Origin of the sequence: Bacteriovorax sp. BAL6_X (assembly GCF_000443995.1) — a bacterium.
Taxonomy (GTDB): Bacteria; Bdellovibrionota; Bacteriovoracia; order Bacteriovoracales; family Bacteriovoracaceae; genus Halobacteriovorax_A.
In genome coordinates, this window is record NZ_AUMC01000003.1 from 306,350 (window position 1) to 332,415 (window position 26,066).

18 protein-coding genes are annotated in these 26,066 nt (G+C 36.8%); all 18 read left to right on the forward strand.

The features are described from left to right. Nucleotides 1-31: 31 nt before the first annotated feature. Complete coding sequence (ppdK, locus tag M902_RS01650) at nucleotides 32-2,683, forward strand: pyruvate, phosphate dikinase (RefSeq protein WP_021266307.1); 2,652 nt, start codon at nucleotides 32-34, stop codon at nucleotides 2,681-2,683. Then, nucleotides 2,683-3,570, forward strand: coding sequence for a serine hydrolase (locus tag M902_RS01655; RefSeq protein WP_021266009.1), 888 nt, complete (start codon nucleotides 2,683-2,685; stop codon nucleotides 3,568-3,570). Before ppdK ends, M902_RS01655 begins: the two co-directional genes overlap by 1 nt. 86 nt (nucleotides 3,571-3,656) lie before the next feature. Next, nucleotides 3,657-5,339 carry a hypothetical protein gene (locus M902_RS01660; RefSeq protein ID WP_021266337.1) on the forward strand — a complete coding sequence of 561 codons (1,683 nt, stop codon included), beginning with the start codon at nucleotides 3,657-3,659 and terminating at the stop codon, nucleotides 5,337-5,339. An 11-nt stretch (nucleotides 5,340-5,350) separates the two neighbouring features. Then, nucleotides 5,351-9,187 (forward strand): hypothetical protein, encoded by a 3,837-nt coding sequence (locus M902_RS01665; RefSeq protein ID WP_021266451.1) that lies wholly within the window; start codon nucleotides 5,351-5,353, stop codon nucleotides 9,185-9,187. Nucleotides 9,188-9,259: 72 nt separating this feature from the next. Further along, a complete protein-coding gene (murC, locus tag M902_RS01670) occupies nucleotides 9,260-10,684 on the forward strand; it encodes a UDP-N-acetylmuramate--L-alanine ligase (protein WP_021266510.1) in 1,425 nt (474 codons plus the stop codon). Next, nucleotides 10,668-12,362: a hypothetical protein gene (locus M902_RS01675; protein ID WP_021266393.1), complete on the forward strand. Its 1,695-nt coding sequence runs from the start codon at nucleotides 10,668-10,670 to the stop codon at nucleotides 12,360-12,362. Before murC ends, M902_RS01675 begins: the two co-directional genes overlap by 17 nt. A gap of 119 nt (nucleotides 12,363-12,481) precedes the next feature. Further along, the gene (gene metK / locus M902_RS01680) at nucleotides 12,482-13,648 is read left to right on the forward strand and encodes a methionine adenosyltransferase (protein WP_021265845.1); all 1,167 of its coding nucleotides are present in this window, start codon (nucleotides 12,482-12,484) and stop codon (nucleotides 13,646-13,648) included. 338 nt (nucleotides 13,649-13,986) lie between these two features. Then, on the forward strand, nucleotides 13,987-14,217 hold the full coding sequence (locus tag M902_RS01685) for a hypothetical protein (RefSeq protein WP_156979689.1): 231 nt from the start codon (nucleotides 13,987-13,989) through the stop codon (nucleotides 14,215-14,217). 153 nt (nucleotides 14,218-14,370) lie between these two features. After that, nucleotides 14,371-15,912 carry a sigma-54 dependent transcriptional regulator gene (locus M902_RS01690; RefSeq protein ID WP_021265948.1) on the forward strand — a complete coding sequence of 514 codons (1,542 nt, stop codon included), beginning with the start codon at nucleotides 14,371-14,373 and terminating at the stop codon, nucleotides 15,910-15,912. Nucleotides 15,913-16,149: 237 nt separating this feature from the next. Continuing rightward, nucleotides 16,150-18,825 (forward strand): hypothetical protein, encoded by a 2,676-nt coding sequence (locus tag M902_RS01695; RefSeq protein WP_021266250.1) that lies wholly within the window; start codon nucleotides 16,150-16,152, stop codon nucleotides 18,823-18,825. A 40-nt stretch (nucleotides 18,826-18,865) separates the two neighbouring features. Further along, nucleotides 18,866-19,798, forward strand: coding sequence for a sigma-54 dependent transcriptional regulator (locus M902_RS01700; protein ID WP_021266167.1), 933 nt, complete (start codon nucleotides 18,866-18,868; stop codon nucleotides 19,796-19,798). Nucleotides 19,799-19,807: 9 nt separating this feature from the next. Further along, nucleotides 19,808-20,215, forward strand: a complete 408-nt coding sequence (gene flgB / locus M902_RS01705; RefSeq protein WP_021266076.1) for a flagellar basal body rod protein FlgB — start codon at nucleotides 19,808-19,810, stop codon at nucleotides 20,213-20,215. A 14-nt stretch (nucleotides 20,216-20,229) separates the two neighbouring features. Next, on the forward strand, nucleotides 20,230-20,673 hold the full coding sequence (flgC, locus tag M902_RS01710) for a flagellar basal body rod protein FlgC (RefSeq protein ID WP_021265925.1): 444 nt from the start codon (nucleotides 20,230-20,232) through the stop codon (nucleotides 20,671-20,673). A gap of 23 nt (nucleotides 20,674-20,696) precedes the next feature. Then, nucleotides 20,697-21,059 (forward strand): flagellar hook-basal body complex protein FliE, encoded by a 363-nt coding sequence (gene fliE / locus M902_RS01715; RefSeq protein WP_021265866.1) that lies wholly within the window; start codon nucleotides 20,697-20,699, stop codon nucleotides 21,057-21,059. Between the two features lie 68 nt (nucleotides 21,060-21,127). Further along, the gene (gene fliF / locus M902_RS01720) at nucleotides 21,128-22,789 is read left to right on the forward strand and encodes a flagellar basal-body MS-ring/collar protein FliF (protein WP_021265902.1); all 1,662 of its coding nucleotides are present in this window, start codon (nucleotides 21,128-21,130) and stop codon (nucleotides 22,787-22,789) included. Nucleotides 22,790-22,831: 42 nt separating this feature from the next. After that, a complete protein-coding gene (fliG, locus tag M902_RS01725) occupies nucleotides 22,832-23,863 on the forward strand; it encodes a flagellar motor switch protein FliG (protein ID WP_021266524.1) in 1,032 nt (343 codons plus the stop codon). 25 nt (nucleotides 23,864-23,888) lie between these two features. Continuing rightward, nucleotides 23,889-24,704, forward strand: coding sequence for a FliH/SctL family protein (locus M902_RS01730; RefSeq protein WP_021266438.1), 816 nt, complete (start codon nucleotides 23,889-23,891; stop codon nucleotides 24,702-24,704). Beyond that, on the forward strand, nucleotides 24,691-26,061 hold the full coding sequence (locus M902_RS01735; protein WP_021266325.1) for a FliI/YscN family ATPase: 1,371 nt from the start codon (nucleotides 24,691-24,693) through the stop codon (nucleotides 26,059-26,061). The genes M902_RS01730 and M902_RS01735 overlap by 14 nt, the downstream gene beginning before the upstream one ends. The last annotated feature ends 5 nt before the right edge of the window (nucleotides 26,062-26,066 follow it).

Consider the following 26,066-nt stretch of genomic DNA (forward strand, 5'->3'; position numbering starts at 1 on the left):
CTTTTTTCTATACTAAGCAAGGAGCGCAGTTATGAGTAAATGGGTTTACTCGTTTTCAAAAGAAAAAACTGAAGGTAATAGAAGCATGAAAAACCTTCTAGGTGGTAAAGGTGCCAACCTAGCTGAAATGTCTGCTCTTGGATTACCGGTCCCTCCAGGTTTTACAGTAACAACTGAAGCCTGTATCGATTATCAAAAAGCTAATGCAATAAATGAAGTAATTAAATCACAAGTTGTTGAGGCACTTAAACTTGTCGAGTCATCATCTGACAAAACATTTGGTGGTGGAGAAAATCCACTTCTTTTCTCTGTTCGTTCTGGAGCAAGAGTTTCAATGCCTGGAATGATGGATACTGTTCTTAACTTAGGTCTAAACGACGAAACAGTAGAGGCCCTAGCTAAGAAGTCTGATAACGAAAGATTTGCTTGGGACTCGTATAGAAGATTCATTCAAATGTATGCCAATGTTGTTATGGGTATGAGCCACTCTCTTCTCGAGTCAACTCTAGAAGATTTAAAAGAAGCTAAAGGTGTAGACTCTGATACAAAGTTAGATGCAAAAGATTTTAAAAATTTAGTTAAGGTTTATAAGCAAATTATTGCTCAAGAAACTGGAAAGCAATTTCCTACAGATCCAATGGAACAATTATGGCTAGCAATTGAAGCCGTTTTTGGATCGTGGAATAATCCACGAGCAATCAAATATCGTCAGCTGAATAATATTCCAGGAGACTGGGGAACTGCTGTAAATGTGCAGGCAATGGTTTTTGGTAATATGGGTGATGACTGTGCAACTGGTGTTTGCTTCACTCGTGATCCATCGACTGGTGATAAGAAATTCTTTGGAGAGTATCTTGTTAATGCTCAAGGTGAAGACGTTGTTGCAGGGATTAGGACACCGGCACCAATTAATGAATGTTCAAAGAATGATTCAAATAGAAATGAAAAAACTCTAGAAGAGTATATGCCTAAGGCATTTGCTGAGCTTACAGACCTTTATCAGCAACTAGAGAAACACTACAAAGATATGCAAGATATCGAGTTTACGATTGAAGCTGATAAACTTTACCTACTACAAACTCGTAATGGGAAAAGAACTGCAGCTGCTGCTTTAAAGATCGCTGTTGATCTTGAGAAAGAAGGTATTGTGACGAAGGAAGAAGCGATTATGCAAATCGACCCTGAAGCACTAAATCAACTTCTTCACCCAAGACTTGATCCAGATGCAACGAAGAAAATTATCGCTAAAGGTCTTCCAGCTTCTCCTGGTGCAGGTGCAGGGAAAATTGTTTTCCACTCAGACGATGCAACTAGTATGAATGAAAATGGGGTGAAAGTTATTCTTGTTCGCCAAGAAACTTCTCCTGAAGATATTGCGGGAATGGCGGCTGCTCAAGCGATTCTAACTGCACGTGGTGGGATGACTTCACACGCGGCCGTTGTTGCTCGTGGAATGGGGAAACCATGTGTTGCAGGATGTTCTGAAATTTTAGTTGATAGTAAAAATCGTACAATGATTATTGGCGATAAGAAATATGTTGAAGGTGACTTCATTACACTTGATGGTGGAACAGGTGAAGTTATTGAAGGTGAAGTTCCAACTCTAGATGCTGAAATCAATGCTGACTTTGCAGAGTTCATGTCTTGGGCAGATGAGATTAGAACGCTAAAAGTTCGTACTAATGCTGACAATCCAGAAGACAGTGAAACGGCCGTAAAGTTTGGTGCTGAAGGTATTGGTCTTTGTCGAACAGAACATATGTTTTTTGAGCCAGAAAGAATCCTTGCAGTTCGTGAGATGATCTTTGCAGATTCGACGATTCAAAGAGAAAAGGCACTTGCAAAACTACTTCCGTATCAGAAAGAAGATTTTAAAGGAATCTTTAAGGCCCTTGACGGTATGCCTGTTAATATTAGACTTCTTGACCCTCCTTTACACGAGTTCTTACCTCATTCTGAAGAAGAAAAGAAAGAACTTGCTGAGTATATTGATGTAGAAGTGAAAACGATTGAAGATGGATGTGAAAGGCTTCATGAGTTCAACCCAATGCTTGGTCACCGTGGTTGTCGTTTAGGTATCACTTATCCTGAGATCTATACAATGCAGGTTACTGCTATTACTCAAGCCGCTCTTGAATCTCTTGCTGAAGGGATTGATGTGAGACCTGAGATTATGGTTCCTCTTGTTGCAACAGCTAAAGAATTATCAATTCTTAGAGAAATCTTAGTGGCAACAATTGATAAGATAAAAGGAGATAAGGAATTTAAGTACAAGCTAGGAACAATGATTGAGCTTCCACGTGCAGCGATTACAGCTGCAGAGATTGCTGATCATGCAGATTTCTTCTCGTTTGGAACAAATGACTTAACTCAAACAACTTTTGGTCTTTCTCGTGATGATGCTGGACGTTTCTTAACTGAGTATATTTCCAAATCAGTTCTTCCAAATGATCCATTTGTTTCACTTGATCAAGAAGGTGTTGGTTATCTTGTTAAGTTTGCAACTGAGCAAGGACGAAGTGCTAACAAAGAAATTCACGTTGGAATTTGTGGTGAGCACGGAGGTGAGCCTCAGTCAATCGACTTCTGTCATCGAATTGGATTAGACTATGTATCTTGTTCTCCGTATCGAGTGCCTATTGCTCGTCTGGCAGCTGCTCAGGCCGTAATTCGTAACAAGTAATGTCGATAGAAGAATTAACAAAAAAAATAAAAGCAGAGTTTGGCAGTTATAATTTTAACTGCCTTGCTTTTGCCTATATTGATTTTAAAAATGAATCTTATGAATCATTTTCATTTTTTGAAAATCCTTTTTTAAAAGATCAGAGAGTTTATTTTGATCTTGCTTCTCTGACAAAGCCGTTAACACTTGGTTTTGCCTATTTAAATAAACCTGAAATCTTTTCTGAAGATATGAAGCTTCTTCTAAATCATCGTGGAGGATTAAAGGCCTGGGGAAGACTTTCTTTTGATAATTGGCGAGAACAAATCCTTTCTTATCCAATTAAAGAAAGTGAGACTCTTTATTCAGACTTTAGCGCACTAAGGCTTCAGCTTGAAATTGAAAAGGAGCAAGGTCTTTATGATCTTGTCTCACCAATGTGGGATGAAGGAATTAAGCACTGGCTTGATATTAAAGAAGAGGTTTGTGTACCTACTGGCCGTAGAAATAGAGAGATTATCGACGGGGAAGTTCACGATGATAACGCCTTTGTAATAGCTGAAAAAGTTTCTCATGCTGGACTTTTTGGAACGATTGATGGTGTTTGTAAAACACTCTTAAAAGTAAATGGTGACTATCAATTAATTAATAAAACGAAGCGTGAAAGCGATCAGCGATTTATTAATGGTTGGGATAGCGTGACAAACCCTGCAACTTCTCTTGCTGGTAAGTGTTCCAATAAAGATACTTTTGGTCATCTTGGTTTTACTGGGACATCAATTTGGATCGATCCTCATTCACAAAAAGGTGTTGTGATACTTGCAAATGAGGTCATTAAATATTGGTATGATCGAAAGAAGCTGAGTGAAATTCGAAAGGAAATTGCAAATTATTACTTTTGTAACTAGTTGATTTTGCACATCCTCTTACACCTTAAATTAAGAAATTGTTAATAATTGCCGATAAATATCAAGTATTTTATCGGAGATGAAAAATGGGACTCGTCCTTAAGCGATTTCAATTATTATTTTTAGTACTTTCGTTCTTACTGGTTTCTTGCCAGCAAACGAAAAGATCAATTTCTAGTATCGAAGACCAGGTTGATAATCAACCGGCGCTTTATTTGAATACGATTTCAGAAGCACCTGATCTATTTGACCGAAATCTTGAAGAGTTAGTTGCTCATTATAATGTTAACCTCCAAAAACGTGCTTATGACTCGAGTGAAACGAGGGCCGTTCTAATCTCACTAGACTCAATGGAGCTTCCAGAGGGACAGGCTTTTGCTATTGATACGTCTATTGAAGACAATGGCGTCCATGTCTTAAAGATTTATCGTTCAACAAATGATGCAGCTATTACTAAGGCATCAAAAAGTCTACTCTTTAACTTTCTTTCTGAAATTAATGAAAAAAAGAATATTGTAAATATCTACTCTTTCTTTGAAATTGCTCACAATGCTAAAGCAGGAGATCTTCGTGCAAAGATTGCGTTAGAGAATTTAAAGATGAAGGCATTAGGTGATTCTGCAATTTATGATGAAGATCGCAAAATTATTGAAGAAGGTATCTCTGAACTAGAAAGCGACTTTAAGGTTGTAAAAAAAGAAATGAAGGCCAAAGAAACAGCTCGTAAGAGTGCAATGGCCGCACTTGATAAAGCTTCTGAGAATCATCAGTTAAAGGCATTAATTCAAAATAATGATCGCAAAGGTGTTGCAGATCTTTTAGAGAAATATCTTCCTTGGGAACAGATGACTCCAATTGAAGATTCATATTGGAGTCATATTCTTAAACGTATGAGAAACCCAATTGCTGCAAAAGATAAGGTTCTGGTTTACCGTGGGACATACGGTGACCGCTTATTCCCTCAGATTGTTGATGGCCAAGAGCTTGAGTATGAAGATGCTGTAAAGAAAGCAAATCTCGGTTCAATGTCTACTATCTTAACTCGAAATCAAGGAACTTATAATCGTAGACTTCGCTCTCTTCAAACAATGTATGGAAAAAAAATTGCTTCTAATCCAAGTAATACAGATTCTAAGTTTGTTGAAACTGCACGCTTAACAACAATGCTTAAGCAGCACTCTATTGAAGCGCAGGGAAGTCCATTCCTTTCGTTCACTTCAAATTTTGATACAGGTTATACCTTTGGATTTTCAATTGCTGATGACAAAACTGTAGCCGATGCGAAAGGTGCTATGGGGGCATTCTTAATTGATCCAGAACTTCTTATGTTTAATCAAATGTCGGGATTTAAATCTGAGATGGAATACTTAGCACCATTAATTACGTTTCCTGATGAAATGGTTGGCTTCTATGATGAAGACTATATGGAAAAGGTTAATCGTTCAGCTATTAAAGATGCACTTCATGATGGCCTTAAGAAAGAAATGGTTAGGATTTATGGAGATGCGCAAGGAACTGAAATCGCTGAAGAAATCCTTTCTCGTTCAAGTGAATTTAATGATTATGAAAGGGCATATCTTGTTCCAAAATTAAAATCAAATTTGACTGGGGCAGCTAATGAGAACGTCGGAATAGCAAAGAAGATTAGTAATTTCTTTAGTAATTTAAAAAATAAATTTTCCTCTTCCAGTAAGGGGAAAGTTAAAGTGATTGATGAAATGCCTAAAATTAATAATTGTTTATACGCTATTAAAAGCTTCTTACAATAAAAGAGGAATTCATGCATAAGAAAGCATTTGGTTTACTTTCCGTCTTACTTCTAACACTTACTGTTCTTACACAGTATTCGCAAGTAGATCGTTCTGAGTATTCATACTTCAGCACTCGAGCACCAGCTTCCGTTGCTGATATGGAACGTTTAGAGACGTTACTAGCTGTTGATAAACTCGATTACTATATCGGTGAATATATCAATAACTTTGGTAAGAAGATTGATGATGAAGCACTAGGAGAACTTAAGAAAGTTGAGCTTGATTATATTGTTGATAAGTACTCAACTGACTCTCGAATCTTTGATGCAAAGAAATACGATGCAATTATTTATGATATCTTAAAAGAGCGTCTAGGTAAGAAACCTTCTGGTTCTAAAGCTAGTTATGAGTGGGGTTATAACTTCTTTAAAAATAAATTAAATGAAGGTTTTACTCTTCTTGATTCTAAAATAAAACCAAAAGATGACTCTGCTATTACTAAAGTAGAACCAAGGTCTGAATTTACTCTTCCAGATCAAGGAATTAAAAATGGTGAGCTGACTTTAGATGCTGATCATTATATTTCAAATCGTACGACACGTGCTGTTTTCTGGGAAGCAGTTGAAAGTAATCGTGATGTTGAATTTCACCTTGAGAACTCTAGAGAGTTCTTAAAGAACCTGCAGGCCAATGGTGGTCAGATACTAAAAGAAATTCGTCCATTTGCAAACAATTACAATAAAATCTATGCCGTTCAATACCCTGGCGAGTCTACTTATCGTTATGCGATTACAGCAATCGGTGGAAAGGATCGATTAAATCACCTAATGCTGCAATTCGGACTATCTAAGAGGGGCCATACAGTAACAAATAAAGTTCGTATTTTTGGTGATCTTGATGATACTCATAAGATGATGGAAGATGAACTCTCTGGTATCTTTAGACACTTACCAAAGTCCGAAAGAGTCATTATCGGACAAAAAGGTGCGATTGAGAGAACTTTTGAAACACTGTGGAAAGTTCGAGCTCTTAAAAACTTATACGATGATGAGCCAGACTTGGTTCTATCTCACGTCTCAGATAAACTAAAAGATTCCTTTAAAGATCTCATGGCCGATGGAGATATCAAGAAATACGATATTTTCAAAAATAAAAAAGATATTGAAACGGCCTTTACGAAGTTAGAAAAGACAATTAAAGCGAAAGGAATTGAACCCTTTGAGTTTAAGAAATATGACTATGATAATTATGTTATTTCGATGTCAGATATTGTTTTTAAAAACTCAAAAGGAGAAGACGTTGTTTGGCGTGTTGTGGCCAATAGTTGGGGAGATGAAATTTCTCCTCTTGCAAAGGCTCTGAAAAATACGGGGCATAAGAATATCACTTATATTGGAACAGCAGGAGCCTTTCCTGATAAAGGTTATAGTGTCGGTGACCTTGTTATCCCTTCGCATACGCGTTTAGATGGTGAAAGTAAAAAACTACGCGGAACGATAATGAATATTGATGGTGCTAAAGTTGGTGGCACTGTTGACCATGTATATTCTCCATTTATTGAAACAAATGAGTGGTTAAAAGAAAGCTCAAGTCATTCTGAATTTGTTGAAGTTGAAGTAAGTCACTTACGAAAAATTTTAAATGGCCAAGATGATGATCTTCAAGCCTATCTACTAATATCAGATGTCCTTAAGTCAGAAGGAGAGACTCTCGCTTCTGCTACAGGGGCCAAGAGAAGAAACTCTCTTAATAAACTTCTCTATGCAATGCTTGATAGAGATAAGGTTGGAATACCACAAGGTATAAACACTGCTGATAATCATATTGGAATTCTAAGAAGTACAATTGATAAAGTACTTGGAAATAAGGCCAATACATTAAAGTACTATATTTTCTCTATGCTAAAAGATAATAAGAATATATCTGAAGCAGAGATTCAAGCGGCAGTGGACTCTGTCGATAATTTTAGTGATAACTATTTTACAAAGAGAATTACCGAATCTTCTGAGGTCTCGAGTTATGTTCTAAGGAAATTAGAAGAATTTGGGCATATGCCTAAGATTTCTATTGATAAAGAATTTGTCGACGGAAAGTGGCACCCTAAAACAGGTAAGATTATCATTAATATTCATGCTGACACACAAGAGTTAGTGGATCAGTATAAAGAAGTAGCAAAAGATTTTGAAAATGAAATTGCAAAGGTTTCTAAATTTTGTGAAATTAATTTCGTAAGAGGCCCTCCTTCAAGTGAATTTGTTACAATTCCAAAATATGTAGGCCTTGATAGTGATTACCTTGTTAACCTTTATTCTCAATCTGCATTCAAGCAAGCAGGTCTTGACGCTCAGGTAACTTATAACGGCAATTTAAAATTTAACTTCTTACCAACTGTTAATAATAGTGATGTTTGTGTAGATGAGAAATTTTGCCACCTTTCATTCTTTAAACCAGATCAGGCAACAAAAGACTTATTAGTTGACTTCGACTCACATACTAAGTTCAAAGCACAATTTAATAAAGATCCGGTTGAGATGTTCAATAATATGATTGAGTGGGCAAATCAAATTAAACAAACTAATTATAGCTTTGAAGTTGTCGTTGAAAAGAATGTGACTCTCGAAGATGGTAAATTAGCTGAAATTGTTCCAGATATCGATCCTGATAAGGGTCTTCTTGTAAAGGTACGCTTTACGAAAGAAGGGTATAAGAATCCACTAGTTCTCTTAGAAGAGGCTATTCATGTAAATCAAATTACACGTGGAGATGACTTTTTAAAACATCCCGTTTTTTGGGCCGAAGCTGCATTAAACGCAAAACATGGTTCAATGCGTTCTCGTGAGTTCTTAGCACGAGCAGAAGTGGATGCAATGGATAAATTAACAAACTTAATGAGAAGTCACTTCTCCGGAAATGCAGAAGCAGCACTTAGTAAAATTGAACAATATGCAGAAGTTAGAAAGGCGCATGCATCAAAGATTGCCAATAATCTTAAGAAGAAGGTGCGCGCTGAAAAAACGATTCGTAACGGTTTAGCTAAGCAATGGAAATCTCTTCATAAAGCGCTTGAAGCACAAGATTTAAAACTAGATGATTATATTGCTTCAAATAATCGTAAAAAAGTGGCCGAGTTAATTGAAGCCTATATGCCATGGGAACAGATGGAGCCTACTGAAATTGCAGCATGGCAAAAATGGTTAAAAGAAATTGAAAACCCAAGTGATGATTTCTTTGTGAGCTTTAGAGGCTTAGGTGACGATCTTGTTCGAGAATCAGATGATGGTGGTCACTTCTTAATGGCAAAACTTTTAACAAAGAATCAAGGGAGTTATACGAGAAGACTTCGCTCGTTAAAAACCTACTTTGATAAGAAAATTAGCAAGAAGGCAGGTGTACATATGCCAGTGGAGTTTCAGTCTCTTGCTGGAGTTTTCAAAGGCCATAGTGTTGAGCCTTTAGGGTCTCCTTATTTGTCAGGATCAGTTCTCTCTGTTGCGGATAATTTTGCTAGTGAATACCAAGGTCAAAAAATAGCTGCTTTGAAGATGTCTGAAAATAGGAGTTTATTAAACCTTGTTTCAAATTATAATGAACTCGAAGAGATGATCCCACTGATCGTCTTCCCTGATGAGATTATTTCAATTGAGCCAGCAGGAGATACTGAAGCAATTCAGGATTCTGTAGAAGAAAAAATAGGACGTCCTCTCAAAGATACAGAGCTTAAAAGATCTGCAGTGCAGTCCGATAGCGATTACAAGATCAGAGCAACACTTGAGTGGTGGAAACAAATTGATCCAACTGGTATCACGCCTACAAATTCTACCAAGACCTGTAAGGGTGTAATTAAGATGTTCTTATCTCAACAGTAATTAGTTGATCATAATATTTACCCTTACCCTTTGTCCGAAAAACGGTTAAAATTGACGGATAAAGGGTAAGTTATGAATTTAGAAAATTACAAAGATATAAATGCGCTTTCTGCATTAAAAGAATCAAATAAATTTAAAAAGGTGTTCTTTTACCGTATTTGCGGTACTGGAATGGGAGCGGCAGCATGCCTTCTTAAGGAAGCAGGGTTTGAAGTGGCCGGCGCAGATCGTATGTTCTATCCACCAATGAGTACCTATCTAGATAACTCGGGTATTGATGTCTATAAGTTTGAAGAACACAATATTGAAGAGATTATTAAAGACTATGATTTAATCGTTGTAGGAAATGTGGTTGCTAGAAACTCTGATGATGCAAAGTTTATTGAAGAAAGTGGACTTCCATTTTGTTCATTTCCAGCTGCAATCGGAGCCTTAGTTTTAAAAGATAAAACTGTTGTTGGTATTTCTGGAACACATGGGAAAACAACAACTACATACTTTGGTGTTCAACTTTTCGAAAAATTAGGGATGGAGCCAGGATACCTCATTGGCGGGGTAATGGATGAGCGTCCTCCTGCTAGAGTCGGAAAAGGTGACTACTTCTTTATCGAATCAGACGAATACGACTCAGCATACTTTGAAAAATTCTCAAAGTTTCGTTCTTACTATATTAATAAATTAATTATTACATCTCTTGAGTTTGATCATGCTGATATTTTTGAATCAATTGAAGATATAAAAAATGAGTTTAAAGCAATTCTTCCATGTGTAGACGAAGTAATAGCTTGTTCAGAGTGGCAAAGTATTAATGAACTTAAGGTCACGGATAAGTCATGGTCGGAGTACGATCGTGAAAATGTAAAAATCATTAATGTCGAAAATGGTCTAACTTCGTTTTCAATGAAGTGCTCAGTTGGTGAGCATGAATTTAAAACAAATCTAATGGGCCATCATAATATACTTAATTTAGCGTCAGTTATTATTGTCGCTTTAAAAGCTGGAAAGAGTCCAGAAGAAATTCAGGATGGTATCTTAAATCTTAAAATGGTGCAAAGAAGGCAGGAAGTAAAAGGTAAATTCAACTCTTCGCCTATTATAGACGACTTTGCACATCACCCAACTGCCGTACAAGAAACTTTGCATGCAATCTCCTTAAAATACCCAGGAAAGAAGATACATGCTTATCTTGAACCAGGCTCAGCTACTGCTCGAAGTGATCTCTTTCAAGAAAGATTTGCAGACTCATTAAAAGGAGCAGAGAGTGCAACAATTATCAAACCATCTCGTCCTACAACGGCAAAGGGCCAAGGTGATCTTGATGTTGATAAACTAAAGTCTGACTTAGAAAAAAGTGGAATAAGAACTAATGTTGTTACAGAATTAGAGCCTTTGATTACGTTAATAAAAGAAAATAGCAGTGAACAGAGTGTTCAACTCGTTATGAGTAATAGTTCTTGTCTAGGTTTATGGAGTAGCGAGTTTGTTAAAATACTTTAAGACAACTCTTCCATTTCTCATAGCTTTTACAAGTTTCTCTGGCCAGTTTGCACAAGCAAAAAGCTTAACAGATAAACAAGTAATCAATGAGTATATGAAGCTTCATCGTAAGCAATATAAAACGACATGCTCGATGAAAATTTATAATGAGTCTCAAAAGCTCTATAAGAATTTCTTAGGGAATGGAATCTTTATTCCTTTTCAATTAAGTGGAGATCTCGATGAAGGAACAATCAAAGAATACGTTCCTTTAATGAAGAAGAAAAGAGAATGGATAAAAGGTGTTAATGAACGCCTTTCCAAAATGCGATCTTTTAGAAATGTTCTTGCTCGGAATCGTCAGATTCAAACTCAATTTGAAAAGGCAATGCGCCACAATTATAAGTATCGCTACATAAAGGATTTAAAGACTAAATCACAAGTTGCCCTTGAATCAAAAAAAGAAATCAAACAATTTCTAAAAGATCTTGAAAGATATCTAAATAGCCTTTTCTTCCTACAGTCTTTTAATTTTCCTGTTGATCACCTTCACTTAAGAAGTGAGTATGACAAGGTTAAGGATATAGAAACTGCAGAAGGCAAGCAGAAGTCAAATTCTGCATACTTACTAAGAAAAATTGTTGAAGACGGAAGTGTTGATCCTAAAAAGGGGCGATCTGACTTAGGTCTTAGATCTCTAATTGACTCAGTCTACTTGCGAATTGTTGGTTTTGATCAACCATTCTTAACTGAAGACCTACGCTATGATATTTCTGATTTAATATCTCGACTTGATGGAGTTTTAAGGAAAGGTCATAAGAAGACTTATGCTAGAACAAAGTACTGGCAAAAAAAGATCATTGAACGTGAAGATTACTATCTTGATTTACTTAATAAGAGTAAAACAAAAGATGATATTTTAAAAAAAATCTTTGAAGATAAAAATCAGGCCCGTTACGCCTTAAGCCAGTATATCTATGATAAGGAAGCTTTGGTTTATAAATTTTGGAAAAGGCAGAAAGAAATTTATCGCAAGCTATACGCACTTGAAACGATTTTAATTCATGAAGTTGGACGTCTCGATGATAATTATGGAAGTGAAAGAAGAGATGTGGCCAAAGTTGTAATCAATCGTGTGACAAACCCTGGTTATAATACAATTGAAAGCGATGAACCGTTCTATCAGTCTCTTGTTAAAGCAGGAGTGAAGAATACTGAAAAGTATCCGTGGCTTAATGTACTTTTTAAAAGAGGCCAGTTCTCATTTACTTATTTTTTTATACCTGCTTCGAAAGGGATCTTTTGTCCTGACCAATCTAAATCTGCAAGAAAGTTAATGCGAAAGAATTTAAAAATTATTTTGGATGAATTACATAATCCTGATAAGGACTTCAAGGCAACACGATACTTTTCAAGAGCATCAATGCTTGGTCGAATGGATATGTCCTCTTTGTGGGATGAGTATACAAGCATGGAGGAGCGTCCAGGGCCTTTAATTCACAATACGTCGCGATTAAAAACATTACTGACTCGTAAGAACTTAAACTATTTATACTCTTTTAAAGATAGTGGTGAACATAATTACGATGTTTATCGATATAAAAATAAAGTTTATGTATACTCGGCCACAAGTGATAAATTCTATCAATACCGTAATCCTCATTATTTCAAATACTTCGTAAAGGACGATGATTACTAATTTTTATTGAGTATAAGCTATTGAAAATAGTAGTTGAAACTAGTTGTTAAAACGCACTAATAGCAGTATATTCATACAATTATTAGTGTATTAATTATTTATAGCTAGGAGATGAGGCAGTGCTAAAAGATTTTACATTCACTTCTGAATCAGTAACAGAAGGGCACCCTGATAAAATTGCGGATCAAATCAGTGATGCGGTACTTGATGCGATGTTAGAACAAGATCCAAAATCTCGTGTTGCTTGTGAAACTATGATCACAACAGGTCTAGTTGTTCTTGCAGGTGAGATTACTTCTACAGCTAATATCGATTTCCAAGAAACAGTAAGAAATAAAATTAGAGAGATTGGATACGATCACTCTGATAAAGGTTTTGATGCTAATACTTGTGGTGTAATGGTTGCTCTTGATAAGCAATCACCAGATATTGCTCAAGGTGTAAACATTGGCGAAGGTACATATACAGAATTAGGTGCTGGTGACCAGGGTCTAATGTTTGGTTACGCTTGTAACGAAACTGATAACTATATGCCAATGACAATTGATCTTTCACACAGACTTGCGGAAAGACTTTCAGAAGTTAGAAAGAATGGAGTTTTAGGTGAGCTTAGAGCTGATGGTAAAACACAGGTTTCTGCACAATATGAAGATGGTAAACTATCTCGTATTGATGCAATTGTTGTTTCTACTCAACACTCTGACAATATGACACTTTCACAAGTTCAAGAAGCAGTAAGAGAAGAAGTTGTTAATAAAGTTGTTCCAGCATCACTTGTTGATAACAACACAAAATACTTCATTAACCCAACTGGTAAATTTGTTATCGGTGGGCCAATGGGTGACTGTGGTCTAACTGGTAGAAAGATTATCGTTGATACTTACGGTGGTCACGGTGCTCACGGTGGTGGAGCATTCTCTGGTAAAGATCCAACTAAGGTCGACCGTTCAGCAGCTTATGCGACAAGACAAATTGCTAAGCATATTGTTGCTGCAGGTCTTGCTGATAAAGCTCTAGTACAAGTTGCATATGCAATTGGTGTTGCTGAGCCAATGTCACTTCTTGTTGATACTTTCGGTACAGAAAAAGTAGACGTTGCTAAGATTAACAATGCTGTTAACCAAATCTTTGATATGAAGCCAGCGGCTATTATTGAAAGACTTGATCTGCTTAGACCAATCTATTCACCAACAGCTGCTTACGGGCACTTTGGTAGAACTAAAGATGGTTTCTTCCCTTGGGAAGAATTAAGCTATGTGGAGAAGTTAAAAGCTCTTTGCCTTTAACCGAAAGCCGCGCCATCGCTTCGCTAGGCTAGCTTTCTCGAGTCACATCCATCTCAGCTTCAAAACTGCCCTTTGGGGCACTTTTGCCGCAGGATGTCCCTTGGGAAGAGCTGTCGTATGTTGAAAAACTTAAAGCACTTTGCTTGTAAAATAGAAGGCTCCGAAAGGGGCCTTTTTTATTTGTGGCAAACAACCGAAAGCCGCGCTATCGCTAGCTTTCTTGAGTCACATTCATCTCGGCTTCAAAACTGCCATTTGGGGCACTTTTGCCGCAGGATGTATCTCAAGGCCAATGGGAAAGCCTTTCTTTTTTTCCAATTCAGTTTATACTTATCACTATGAATGAATTCCTCATGTTCACATTACGTTATACACCATTCTGGTCAATTCCAATTATGATCATTGGTGGCCGCTTTGCTTACTACTATTGGTTAAGAGGCTACTCTCTGCCTCCATTATTCTTTGCTCTTTGTTCAGCTATCTCAAGTTTCTTTCTATTTATTTGGGTTATGGCCGGTGGCCCAGACAAAGTTGTTCATTATTTCTTAGATATTGTAAGAAACTTTTAGACACTAATATTTATATATAAACCTGTGATATCAGCTATTTATGCTAGTTTCGGAAGTTTTATCATGGTGTTAAAAAATTGACACGTCCACGAGTTGTTCGATACCATTTTAGTGGGACAATTTTTAACCTCACACGATGAGAGGCAACAACACATGAAGAATGATTTTAATTTTCTAACTGATACATTCTCAAATGATGAATCAGATAATGAAGTAAAAATCGATCAAGGAAGAAAACCAGTGATTATTGTCGTGGAAGATGATCAAACTCTTTCCGCAATGATAACTAAGTATCTAAGTAAGAAGATAAACCTAGAAGTTATTAGCTTTTCTTCTCCAACACCTGCAATCGAGCATATTACTAAAAACCAAGTTGATCGCTTTTGTTTAATTACAGACATTAGCTTTGAAGATAATTCGTCTGACGGGCTCTATCTAATCGACTTATTAAAAGAGCGTGGCCTAACTTTTAGTTCTATCGCAATGACGGGCTTCGCCTCTATTGAAACAGCAATAGCGGCAACTAAGAAAGGTGTTTTTCACTACCTAACCAAGCCGTTTGAATTAGAAGCTCTAAAAGACCTTGTCGTTAGGGCCCTTGTTCATAAGCTTGAGTATCGTGAAAGTCTCGAAATTACTTCTGGTATAAACAACGCCAATGATAAACGTTCACTTGGAACTAAGTATAAGTTAGAGATGCCTACTGAAGACGATATGTTTTGTGGGATGATAGGGCGTTCTAAACCAATGAGAAAAATCTTTGAACGGATTAAGAAGGTTGCGTCCTCGAGTTCAACGATTTTAATTGGTGGACCTTCTGGAACAGGGAAAGAGCTTGTTGCAAAGGCAATTCATTTATCATCAAATCGTAATCATAATAAAATTGTTAATGTAAACTGTGGTGCCATTCCTGGTGAACTTTTGGAAAGTGAACTCTTTGGCCATGAAAAGGGAGCCTTTACAGGAGCAGTCTCAAATCGTATGGGACGCTTTGAAGCTGCTGATGGTGGATCAATTTTCTTAGATGAGATTGGTGATATGCCACTACTTTTACAAGTAAAACTTTTAAGAGTTCTTCAACAAAGAGAAATTGAGCGTGTTGGTTCTTCGACGACGACTCCTGTTGATGTGCGCATTATTACGGCCACTCATAGAAATCTTGAAGACTCTGTTCAACAGGGTAATTTCAGAGAAGACCTTTACTATAGACTTAATGTTATTCCGATTAAAATTCCAGCATTAAAAGATCGAAGAGAGGATATTCCACTTTTAATTTCATATTTCCTATCGCGTTTTGTAAGTGCTGATGGAAGAAATGATATTGAATTAGATGATGAGACTTTTGAAATTCTTATGTCTTATGAATGGCCTGGTAACGTTCGTGAACTAGAGAATTTAATTGAAAGACTTGTTATCTTAAGAGGTGGAAATAAAATTAGACCTCAAGATCTACCACCAAAAATTCTAGCTCTAACAAATCGCTCGACAATTGATACTGATGATCTTGTTAGTCTTCCAGATAATGGTATAAATTTAAAAGATTTTATGAATGAAGTAGAAGAGTCTTTAATTAAGCAGGCACTTATTAAAACAAATGGTAATAAAAACCAAGCTTCAAAGCTACTACAGATGAATCGTACAACGCTTATTGAAAAAATGAAGAAGAGAAATTTAGACGTTAATATTCAACAATAAATTTCTACTTAACATGGCCAATCTGACACCAATACTTAAGCCGACTTTCATAGTCGGCTTTTTAAATACCTAATATCTTGTTATGTAAAAAAATTGACATGGAAAAAACGTCCCATGAGAAAAATTTTCCTTTGAAATATTTCAAAATATTGTAAAATAGATTCACGGCATGCTTTAGGACGAAGAAATTGCCAAATAATTGACGTTATTAAATTTGAAACAGGAAGTTTCTACCAAATGAAGATAGATTTTAATTCAAAAAATTTATTATCTTTTATCGTACTTATTTTTAGTACTGCCTTCCTAAATATTGCATCAGCATCAATTGTTACACCAGAAGCTCACAACGACTTTCTACGTGTTAAATTCTTTATTGATAAGAAACTAGTTAATGTAACGAAATCAAACTCAGAGGTATCATTCTCGACGTTAGATGGTGATATTTACTCAAAGGTTAAAGACGGGCTTAAGAACTTCTCTTCTTCAAAGTATATTAAGAGAATCTCTTATACTGAACCAACGTCTGGAAATAATGTTTTCACAATCTCTTTAATGCTAAAAAAGAATGTAGAAGTCTTCTCATTCTATAAGAATCGTGACCGTGCATATTTTGTCGACTTCTGGAAAGATGGCGCTGTTACTACTAAACAGGCAGCGATCAAAGATATTTCTACTCTGGTAAAGAAGAATGAAGCATCAGCACAGCAATCAACGCCAAAGTTTGTAAAAAAGTCTAGGGCCGTTAAACCAGCTCCAAAGATAGTTAGAAAAAATGTTGTTAAAAAGGCTCCTGCTAAGAAAGCGAAAGCATTTCGTGATTTTAGATATGGAGCCTCTTTTATCTGGGACTACCAGGCACTAGCTCCTGAGCTAAAAACACAAATTCTGACGAATAGAAAGACAGCAGAATACTTCTTTCCAATTAAAAATTTTGATTACAACAAAAATGAAAAAGAAGCTCATATGCAACTTACTCTTAATCTTTATAGAAAAAGTAAGTGGGGACTTATGTATAAGTCAATTAAGCTATATGAGAAGAAATTTTCACAGTCTTATAATCCTTACAATGACTACATGAAGGCCAATGCTCTTTTAAGAGAAACTCTTGAAAAAGGTGATATTAAGCCGGTTGATACGGCCGTTTCAATGTATACGAATATCCTCGAGAGAACTGATATTTACGATCTAAGAAAGGGGATCTACAAATACCTCGTTCAGTTCTACCGTGAAAAGAAGGACTTTGTTAAGGCCCTAAAATATGCAAAGAGATTCTTTAGTGATGCAAAAGAGAATTTTGATTACGAAGAATTAGAGTATATGGGTGAGTACATTCTTTCATCTCTTGCGAATTTAAATCAAGTAGAGAAGGTTGAAAATCTAATCAAAGATAAAACTTTAGTTAAGATCATTTCTAAGCAAAAGCTTAAGGCTTACGAAATGTATACTTATCTAAGACAAAATGATGAAGAAAAAGTGATTGGTGCCTATGAGGCATTCGCTAAAACGACTAAAGGTGAGTATCTTCCATCGATCTACTACAATGCTGCAGAAGCTTACTTTAGAACATCACAATATGCGAAAGCATTCAAGATTTATGACTCTTTTATTTCTAAGTACTCATATGTAAGTGAATCTGCTCAGGCAAGACTGCGTATGGCCCTAATTGCTGATATTCAGGATCGTCCAAAGAATGAAGTATTAGAGCTTTATAAGAACGCAATCAATAGAGCTCAGAATCAGGAAGTGAGTCTCGAAGCACGTATCCGCTATGTAGGGCTTCGAACTATTAGAAAGATTAAACCGGATACAAAAGATCTTGAAACAAGAGTTTTTCTCGATAAAGGAACTGATAAGAAGTTAAATAAAGATATTGAAATGCTTCTGTGGCAAACTCGTTTGAGAACGTTCATTGTTGATAGACAATATGAAGAGGCTTTAACATTCTTGACTGCACTACCAATTGCGGCCATGAAAATTAGTGAAAAGAAAGTTTTTGAAGCTGATGGAGCCGAAATTGTTTATGGAATCATCAAATCAAATTTTGAAGAAGGTAAATTTGCTCGTGCTATTCGCGCTTGGGAAATCTACAAAGATACTTATTTTGCAAAGATTGGTGCTGATCCTGAAATTCAATTTATTATAGCGAAATCATATATAAATCTTACACTGTGGGACGGATTTCAGAAAATGTATGAGAAAATGATAGCGAGCAAAAAGGAAACTGCTCACACTTTCCCTCTATGGGTTTCTCGCAAGGAAGTTAAGAAGTTGGACTTGTATAAGAACGAGCTACAAATTCTAAGAAATCTAAAGCTAAAAAATTACACTTCAGTAGACCGCATCATCGCGAGTACGAAAAAAGATTACCCAGGATTTGAAAAAATTACATTTTATAAAGCTCTTGCTCACTATAAGAGAGGAGAGTTTGCAAAGGCAGAAAAAGAGTACGAGAGATTCTATGCAAGTGATGCAAATGCAAATTCAATTGATGCTAAAGACCTTGTTGACTCAATCCAATTCTACCTTGAGTCAATTTATGAGAGTAAGAAGTATGACAAATACTTAAAGGTTTCTACAGCTCTTCTAAAAGACGCAAATTCATTCCAGATCGCTGATACAGTTGTTGAAGGATTAAGAGAAAGAGTTAATTACCAAAGAATTGAAATCCTATTTAAGAAGGCGAATAAACTTGCAGCAGATGAAGCAAGATCTTTCTTGAATGATTATGAGAAATCACTTTATAAGAACCGTGTGAAGTTTTTATTAGGAAAGGAAAGCCTAAGACAAAACGACTTCACAACTGGTGAGAAGTTATTAAATGAAATACTTTCAGATAACGAAGCGAAGGATTATCTGAAAGAGTTGGCCAGGACAGAGCTAACATTAGTTAACTTAAAAAAGCGTACACTATAATTTAGCCCACGGATCGGGCAAACGACAGACAGGAGGTCAGATGAATACGTTTACAGCGGAAGTTTTTGGACAGGATCCTAAAATTGTTAAGGCACTTAAAGTTGCAAACAACGTTGCTGTTACAAAAGCACCAGTTCTTATTGTTGGCGAAGCAGGTGTTGGTAAGAAGACACTAGCTGGTTTTATCCATGAAAATTCAACAAGACAAGGAAAGCCATTTGTAACTGTAGACTGTGCAGCAGAAGCAAACCAAGTTGAGAATGAGATCTTGGGTTATAGAGACCCAGAAACAGGACGTTTCATTAAAGGTGCATTTGAAAACGCAAACGGTGGTACTGTTGTTCTAGTAAACGTAGATGGGTTGGAAGATACTTTTCAAAAGAAGCTTCATAAAATCCTTGGTGAACTAACTGACTATGAAATTGATGTAAGAATGGTTGCAACAACAACTAAGAACCTTTCTAAACTTGTTGGAGCTGGTCGTTTTTACCGTGGCCTATACACTTTCATTTCATCAAACTCAATTACTCTAACTCCACTTAGAGAAAGAGTTGGTGACTTAGAATACATCGCAAAAAGTATTATCAAGACAACTCTTGGTGGTGCAGAAGTTTCTGTTCAAGAAGAAGCCATGAATAAGATCCTTTCTCACTACTGGACACACAATGTAAAAGAACTTAAGGCCGTTATCGAAAATGCTTTAGCAAATTTCGAGGGAACTGAGGTTTCAGCAGAGCACCTTGAGATCGGTGAAAAGAAAGCAGTAAATGTTATCTCTGAAGATGATTCAGAAGGAATTAGATTAATGTCTCTTAAGGAAGCTGAGAAGCTACTTATCAAGAAGGCTCTTATCCATACTTCTGAAAATAGAACTCAAGCAGCAAAGATTCTTGGTGTATCAATTAGAACACTAAGAAATAAAATCAATGAGTACCGTGGAGACGGAAACTCATACTTTGTTAACTTAAGATAAGGCTTCATCATGAGGGTTGAGGATAAGACATTAAAAGCACTAGCTGCATCTTTGAATTTAAGACAGATCCGACATGAGGTCTTAACTTCAAATATCGCTAATGCAGATACACCTGGTTATAAGGCCAAGCGAGTTGACTTTGAAGAAGCACTTGCAAGAGCTTTAGACGTCGATGGGAATCTTGAAATGTTGACCTCTGAAGAGAAACACTTTGACGTTGGCAATGGTGGTTTTGAAAATCTTCAACCTGAAATTTATGATGATCCAAATGGCATCGTCTCTGAAGATGGGAATACTGTCGACAGAGACGCTGAAATGGCCAAAATGGCAGAAAATAAAATTTTGTATGATGCGTCAGTAAAGTTACTAAATAAGAAACTAGGGATGCTTAAATATACAATTAACTCTGAAAAATAGAGTAGGGGGAGATAATGGATTTACTAACGAGTTTAAAAATTAGTTCATCAGGTGTTGCAGCAAATAAGAAGCGCATGGCAGCGATTTCTTCAAATATTGCAAATGCTCAGACGACAAGAACGGCCGAAGGTGGTCCATATCGTAAGAAAGAAGTTGCTTTTGGAAGCGAGCCTGCTCGTGAAAGCTTTTCGGATATTTTAGAAGGTGAAATGGGTGAGGTTGCTCAATCTGTTCATGCAACAGAAGTTGTATCAAGCGATAAACCACCAATCCTAAAGTATGAACCAAATCACCCTGATGCAAATGAACAAGGGTATGTTGCCTATCCAAATATTAATGTAATGGAAGAGATGGCAGATATGATTTCAGCTTCAAGAAGTTATGAAGCGAATATTAACGTAATGAATACAACTAAGAGTATGGCGATGAAAGCGCTTGAAATTGGAAGTGGAAACTAAGAATAAAGGGAAGGGGTTAAATCATGGCGATCAATAATATTACGACAATGAATGACGTCTTTAACTCACACAAAATGCGCGAGTGGACAAGTCCAACTGGTGGCGCGGAAGAATTCAAACTAGAAGGTTTTGATGAACTTTCAAAAGTTACACCATCTGAGAGAAGTCAGTCATTTTCTGAAATGCTTTCTAATCAAATTATGGATGTAAACAATTTACAAAAAGAAGCTAATACAGCTATTGAAAAATTAGTAAGTGGTGAGAGTAAGAATATCCACGAAACGATGCTAGCTGTTGAAAGAGCTGAAATTGCTTTTAAGACAATGAACCAAGTTCGCAATAAAGTAATTGATGCTTATAAAGAAGTAATGAGAATGCAAGTCTAGTTAATAACTAGTTGTTAATGATCTCTTAATTTAGGATGAGTTAAGAGTTTCAGGTGTCAGGAGGATACGTGAAAGATTTTTTCGACAAAATGCTTAGAAACTTCAAAGAGTTCTACGGAGAACTTGATGCAGGAAAGAAAATTTCTCTCTTTGCTGTTACTGGGGTTATTCTAGTCTTCCTATTAGGTGTTGTCCTGTGGGCCACTCACACAAACTATAAAGTTCTATATTCTGATCTTAATAAAGAAGATATGACAAAGGTTGAGGTCTTCTTAAGTCAGAATAATGTTGAGAAGAAAACTTCAGCGGATGGAAAAACAATTAGTATCCCAGAGGATATGATTGAAACTGTACGTCTTAAAATGATGACTTCAGGATTCTCTTTTTCAGGAACAGTAGGTTATGAAGTTTTTGATAATCAATCTTTTGGAACAACTTCATTTGTTCAAAAAGTAAATAAGCAAAGAGCACTTGAAGGTGAGCTAATTAAGACGATTAAACACCTAAGAGGTGTTAAGAGAGCTCGTGTTCACTTAAATATCCCTGAGTCTTCACCATTTGTATCAGAGAAGAAACCACCAACGGCTTCTGTTGTTCTTGAGCTAAACCGTGGTGTAACTTTAACTGAACAAGAAATTAAAGGAATCTCTTCACTTGTTGCTTCATCAGTTGAAGGGATGAGAGGCGAGGGTGTTGTCATCCTTGATCACAGAGGAAAGAAGCTTTCAGAGAATATAGGGGACGCGATGACTGCTAATACGGCGAATCGTCTTGCTCTTGAATCAAAGCTAAATAGAAAGTATGAGAAACAAATTGAAGATATCTTAACGAGAGTTGTTGGTGCAGGAAAAGTAATTGCTAAAGTTTCAGTTGATATGGACTTTACTGAAAGTGTATCAACTCAAACAACTTATGATTCTGAAAACAAAGCTGTTCTTTCCGAAGTAACAAATACTCAAAACCTTCAAGGGTCACGTCCTTCTCCACAAGGAATTCCAGGAGCTAGATCAAACCTTCCTGGGGAACAACCACAACCAGGTGTGCCTGAGACAAGAAATGATGTTAAGAAAGAGTTAGCAACTCGTAATTATAACGTGCCAAAGAAAGTGACGCGCTCAAAGTCTCCTACTGCATCTGTTAGAAAAATTTCAGCAGCGGTTATGGTAGATGGTAAGCATGTGACTCAGACTGTAGATGGTAAGGCCGTTACTAAGTATGAACCATGGTCGGAAGCTGATATTGCTAATTTTCAAGCGATCGTTGCTTCAACTCTTGGAATTGATAATCGTCGTGGTGATGTTATTACAATCAAGAATATGGAGTTCCAACAAGAAGATCTTGAAGCTATTGATGCTCTTATGCGTGAACGTGAAAATAGGGAGCTAATCAAGAATATCTTTAAGTATCTTGCAATTGGTTTAACGATTTCTCTATTCTTCTTCGTCGTTGTTCGTCCATTCATTCAATGGGTAACAGACAACGCGGTAGAAACAGTTGAAGATTTCTTACCAAGAACTCTTGAAGAGCTAGAAAAAGTACAAGCTAATCAGAAACTTCCTGGACTTGAGGATGCTCTTCCACAAATTGAAGAGAAGCTCAATCCAGAGAAAATTGAAGGGAATATGCTTCGTGAGAAGATTATCTCACTGGTTGAAGGTAACCCGGCAAAAGCGGCACAGATTGTGCATGATATGATTCATAGTACGGAATCTGATAAGCAGATTGCGTAATGATAATAAGTAATAGAGCCCTTTAAGGAAGAGGAGAGAAAAGTGGCCGATCAATCATTAGACCCAGATGTAGAATACTCGCTACTATCAGGACAAGACAAAGCAGCACTTCTGCTTAGTTCCCTTGGTGTGAGTACGACACAACTTATATTCGCACATATGCGCGATAATGACGTAAAACGTCTTATCAATGCGATGTCTAATGTTAAGAAAGCGCCAATTTGGATGATCAAGCGTGTTCTTGAAGAATTCTATTCTGAGCTTAACGAAGAAAATGATCTACTTTTCTCTGATAACTCATCAAGAGACTTTATTGTAAATGCTTTAGGGGAAGATCGTGCCAAACAACTTCTTGGTCAAATTATTGATGTTGGTGCCAACCAGACACTAGAGTCACTGGAGCTAGTTGATACCAGAACTCTTGCAAACTTCTTAATTAATGAGCACCCGCAAACAATCGCGCTTATTATTGCTCACTTATCCGCAGAGCGAAAGGTTGATGTTTTAAGACGTCTTCCAGAAGGTCTACAGGCCGAAGTAGTATTAAGAGTAGCAAACCTTGATTTTGTATCTCCTGAGCTTATCGCACAACTTGATGATGTACTTAAGACTGAGCTTTCAACTCTTGGAACTATCGATACAAATCAACTAGGTGGTGTTGAACCAATCGCAGATATGCTTAACCTTATGGATAAGAACTCTGAGAAAAATATTATGGGACGTGTTGAGGAGAAAGATCCTGAACTTGCAGAGGAAATTCGTAAACTTATGTTTGTTTTCGAAGATCTTGTTTATGTTGATGATCGTGGTATCCAAGCACTTCTTAAAGAAGTTGATCAACAGAAACTTGTTATTGCTCTTAAGACTGCTCCTGAAGAAATTAAAGCGAAGCTATTTAGAAATATGTCAAACCGTGCAGCAACACTTCTACAGGAAGACCTTGATGCTCTTGGGCCAACGAAGCTTTCTGATGTTGAAAAAGCTCAAGCTGAAATTGTACATAAGTGTAAAGAACTTGAACAACAAGGTAAGGCGTTTATCTCCCGTGGTGGAGATGGCGATGCCCTTGTTTAATTAATAATAGGTTAATGGCCGTAGTATGACTCGTGATATAAAAGAATATGAATTTCACTCTTTCTCTCAAAAACCACTTAACTCTAGTGTTGAGGAATTTGAGTTTCAAGATTTCGAAGGTATGTCGATTCGTGAAATTGAAGAGAAACAGAAGATTATTCGCGTTGAAAGAGAAATGGCCAAAGATACTGGTTTTGATCTTAACCCTATTGTTCACGAACATAGAGGAGTACGTGCTCAAGAAGAGAATGACTTTTCTCAAGCTGTCCAGGAAGAGGTAGCGCGTCAAATTGAAGCAATCAAAGATGATGCATACCGTGAAGGACTTGAGTTAGGACGTGAACAAGGAAAAGAAGAAGTAAAGAATGAGCTTGCTGGAGCAGCTGAAGAAAAGATTCTTCTTTTAAATGATATGGTTTCAGAAGTTTTAAGTACTCAAGTAGGACTTCTTTCTGCTCAAAAAATGCAAACATATACATTGCTTAGAACAATTGCAAAATGGATTGTTCTTAAAGAGCTTAAAGATGACGGTGAGTATATTATTCGTCTTCTAGAAAAACTTATAGTAGAAGCGCAAACAAAAGAAAATCTTCTAATTCGTGTCAATGAGAAGCATTTTGAACAAATGCCTGAAGTCTTAGAAGTTGTTCAAGGTAAACTTGGAGAACTGACTAACACTCGTGTTGAAATTGACTATGATATAGAAGCACCAGGTATTGTCGTTGAATCTCAAAACGGTATTGTCAATGGTAGCTTGAAGACGCAATTAGATAGTCTTGATAAGTTATTTGAAGCAGTAGGATTAGCAAGTTCAGAGGACGACTCGGATGAATCACAATAATTTCTCTACATTAGATTTAGAAGCAATTCATAAAGCATATGAATATGCTACTCCTTACCAAAAGGTAGGAAAGGTTTGTGCCTCAAAAGGTATGCTCTATGAAGTAAATCTTTCTAGGGCCGTTATTGGTTCTAACGTTGAATTCGTAACGGAATTTGGTGATCGTTGTCTTGGTGAAGTTGTTTCAATAGATGGCCCAAAATGTTTAACAATGCCTTATTCAGAGATAGCTGGAATCAATTCAGAAACAAAAGTATTTTTAAAAGAGCTAGTTACAAAAGTTAATGTTGGAGAGCAATACCTTGGACGTGTAATCGACTTTCAAGGAAATCCAATTGACGGAAAAGGACCAATTAAAAGATCAAATGAGGTTAGATCAATTTTTGGAGAACCAATTAACCCATTAGAGCGTCCACCAATTTCTGAAATGCTAGATACTGGTGTTAATGCAATAAATGCTTTTATGACGGCAGGAAAGGGACAGCGTCTTGCTATTATGGCCGGGTCAGGTGTTGGTAAGTCTGTTACGCTTGGAATGGTTGCACAGAAATCGTCAGCTGATGTTAATATTATTGCTCTAATCGGAGAACGTGGTCGTGAGGTTCGTGAGTTTATCGAACATGACCTTGGAGAAGAAGGCTTAAAGAAGTCAATTGTAGTTGTTGCAACATCTGATACTTCTGCCCTTATTCGTATGAAGGCTGCATATGTGGCAACAACATTCGCTGAATATTTTAGAGATCAAAATAAAGACGTTCTCCTAATGATGGACTCGATAACACGTTTTGCTATGGCGTCTCGTGAAATCTCGTTAAGTGCTGGAGATCCTCCAGGTCAAAAAGGTTATACACCAACTGTATTTGCACAACTTCCGAAATTAATGGAGCGTGCTGGGACAAAAGCTGATGCAGGTTCCATTACAGGTATTTATACTGTTCTTGTTGAAGGGGGAGATATGGATGAGCCGATTGCTGATGCCGTTAGGGGGATTAGTGATGGACACATCATTTTATCTCGTGCCCTTGCTTCAAAGAACCAATTCCCTGCGATTGACGTTCTACAATCACTATCGAGGGTAATGAATAAAGTTGTTTCAAGTGAGCATCGTGTTGTTGCAGGACATATGCGTGATCTTATGTCTGCTTATCGTGATAATGAAGATCTGATTAATGTCGGTGCTTACTCTAAAGGTTCAAACCCTAAGGTTGATAAGGCCATGATCATTATCGATCAACTAAACGACTTATTAAAGCAAATGCAAGGTGAGGATCATTACCAAACGATTGATGAATTATACGATTCAATGGTTGGCCTCGCAAAGTATGCAGAAGAAGCATATAACTCATATGAGGAGTAATATAA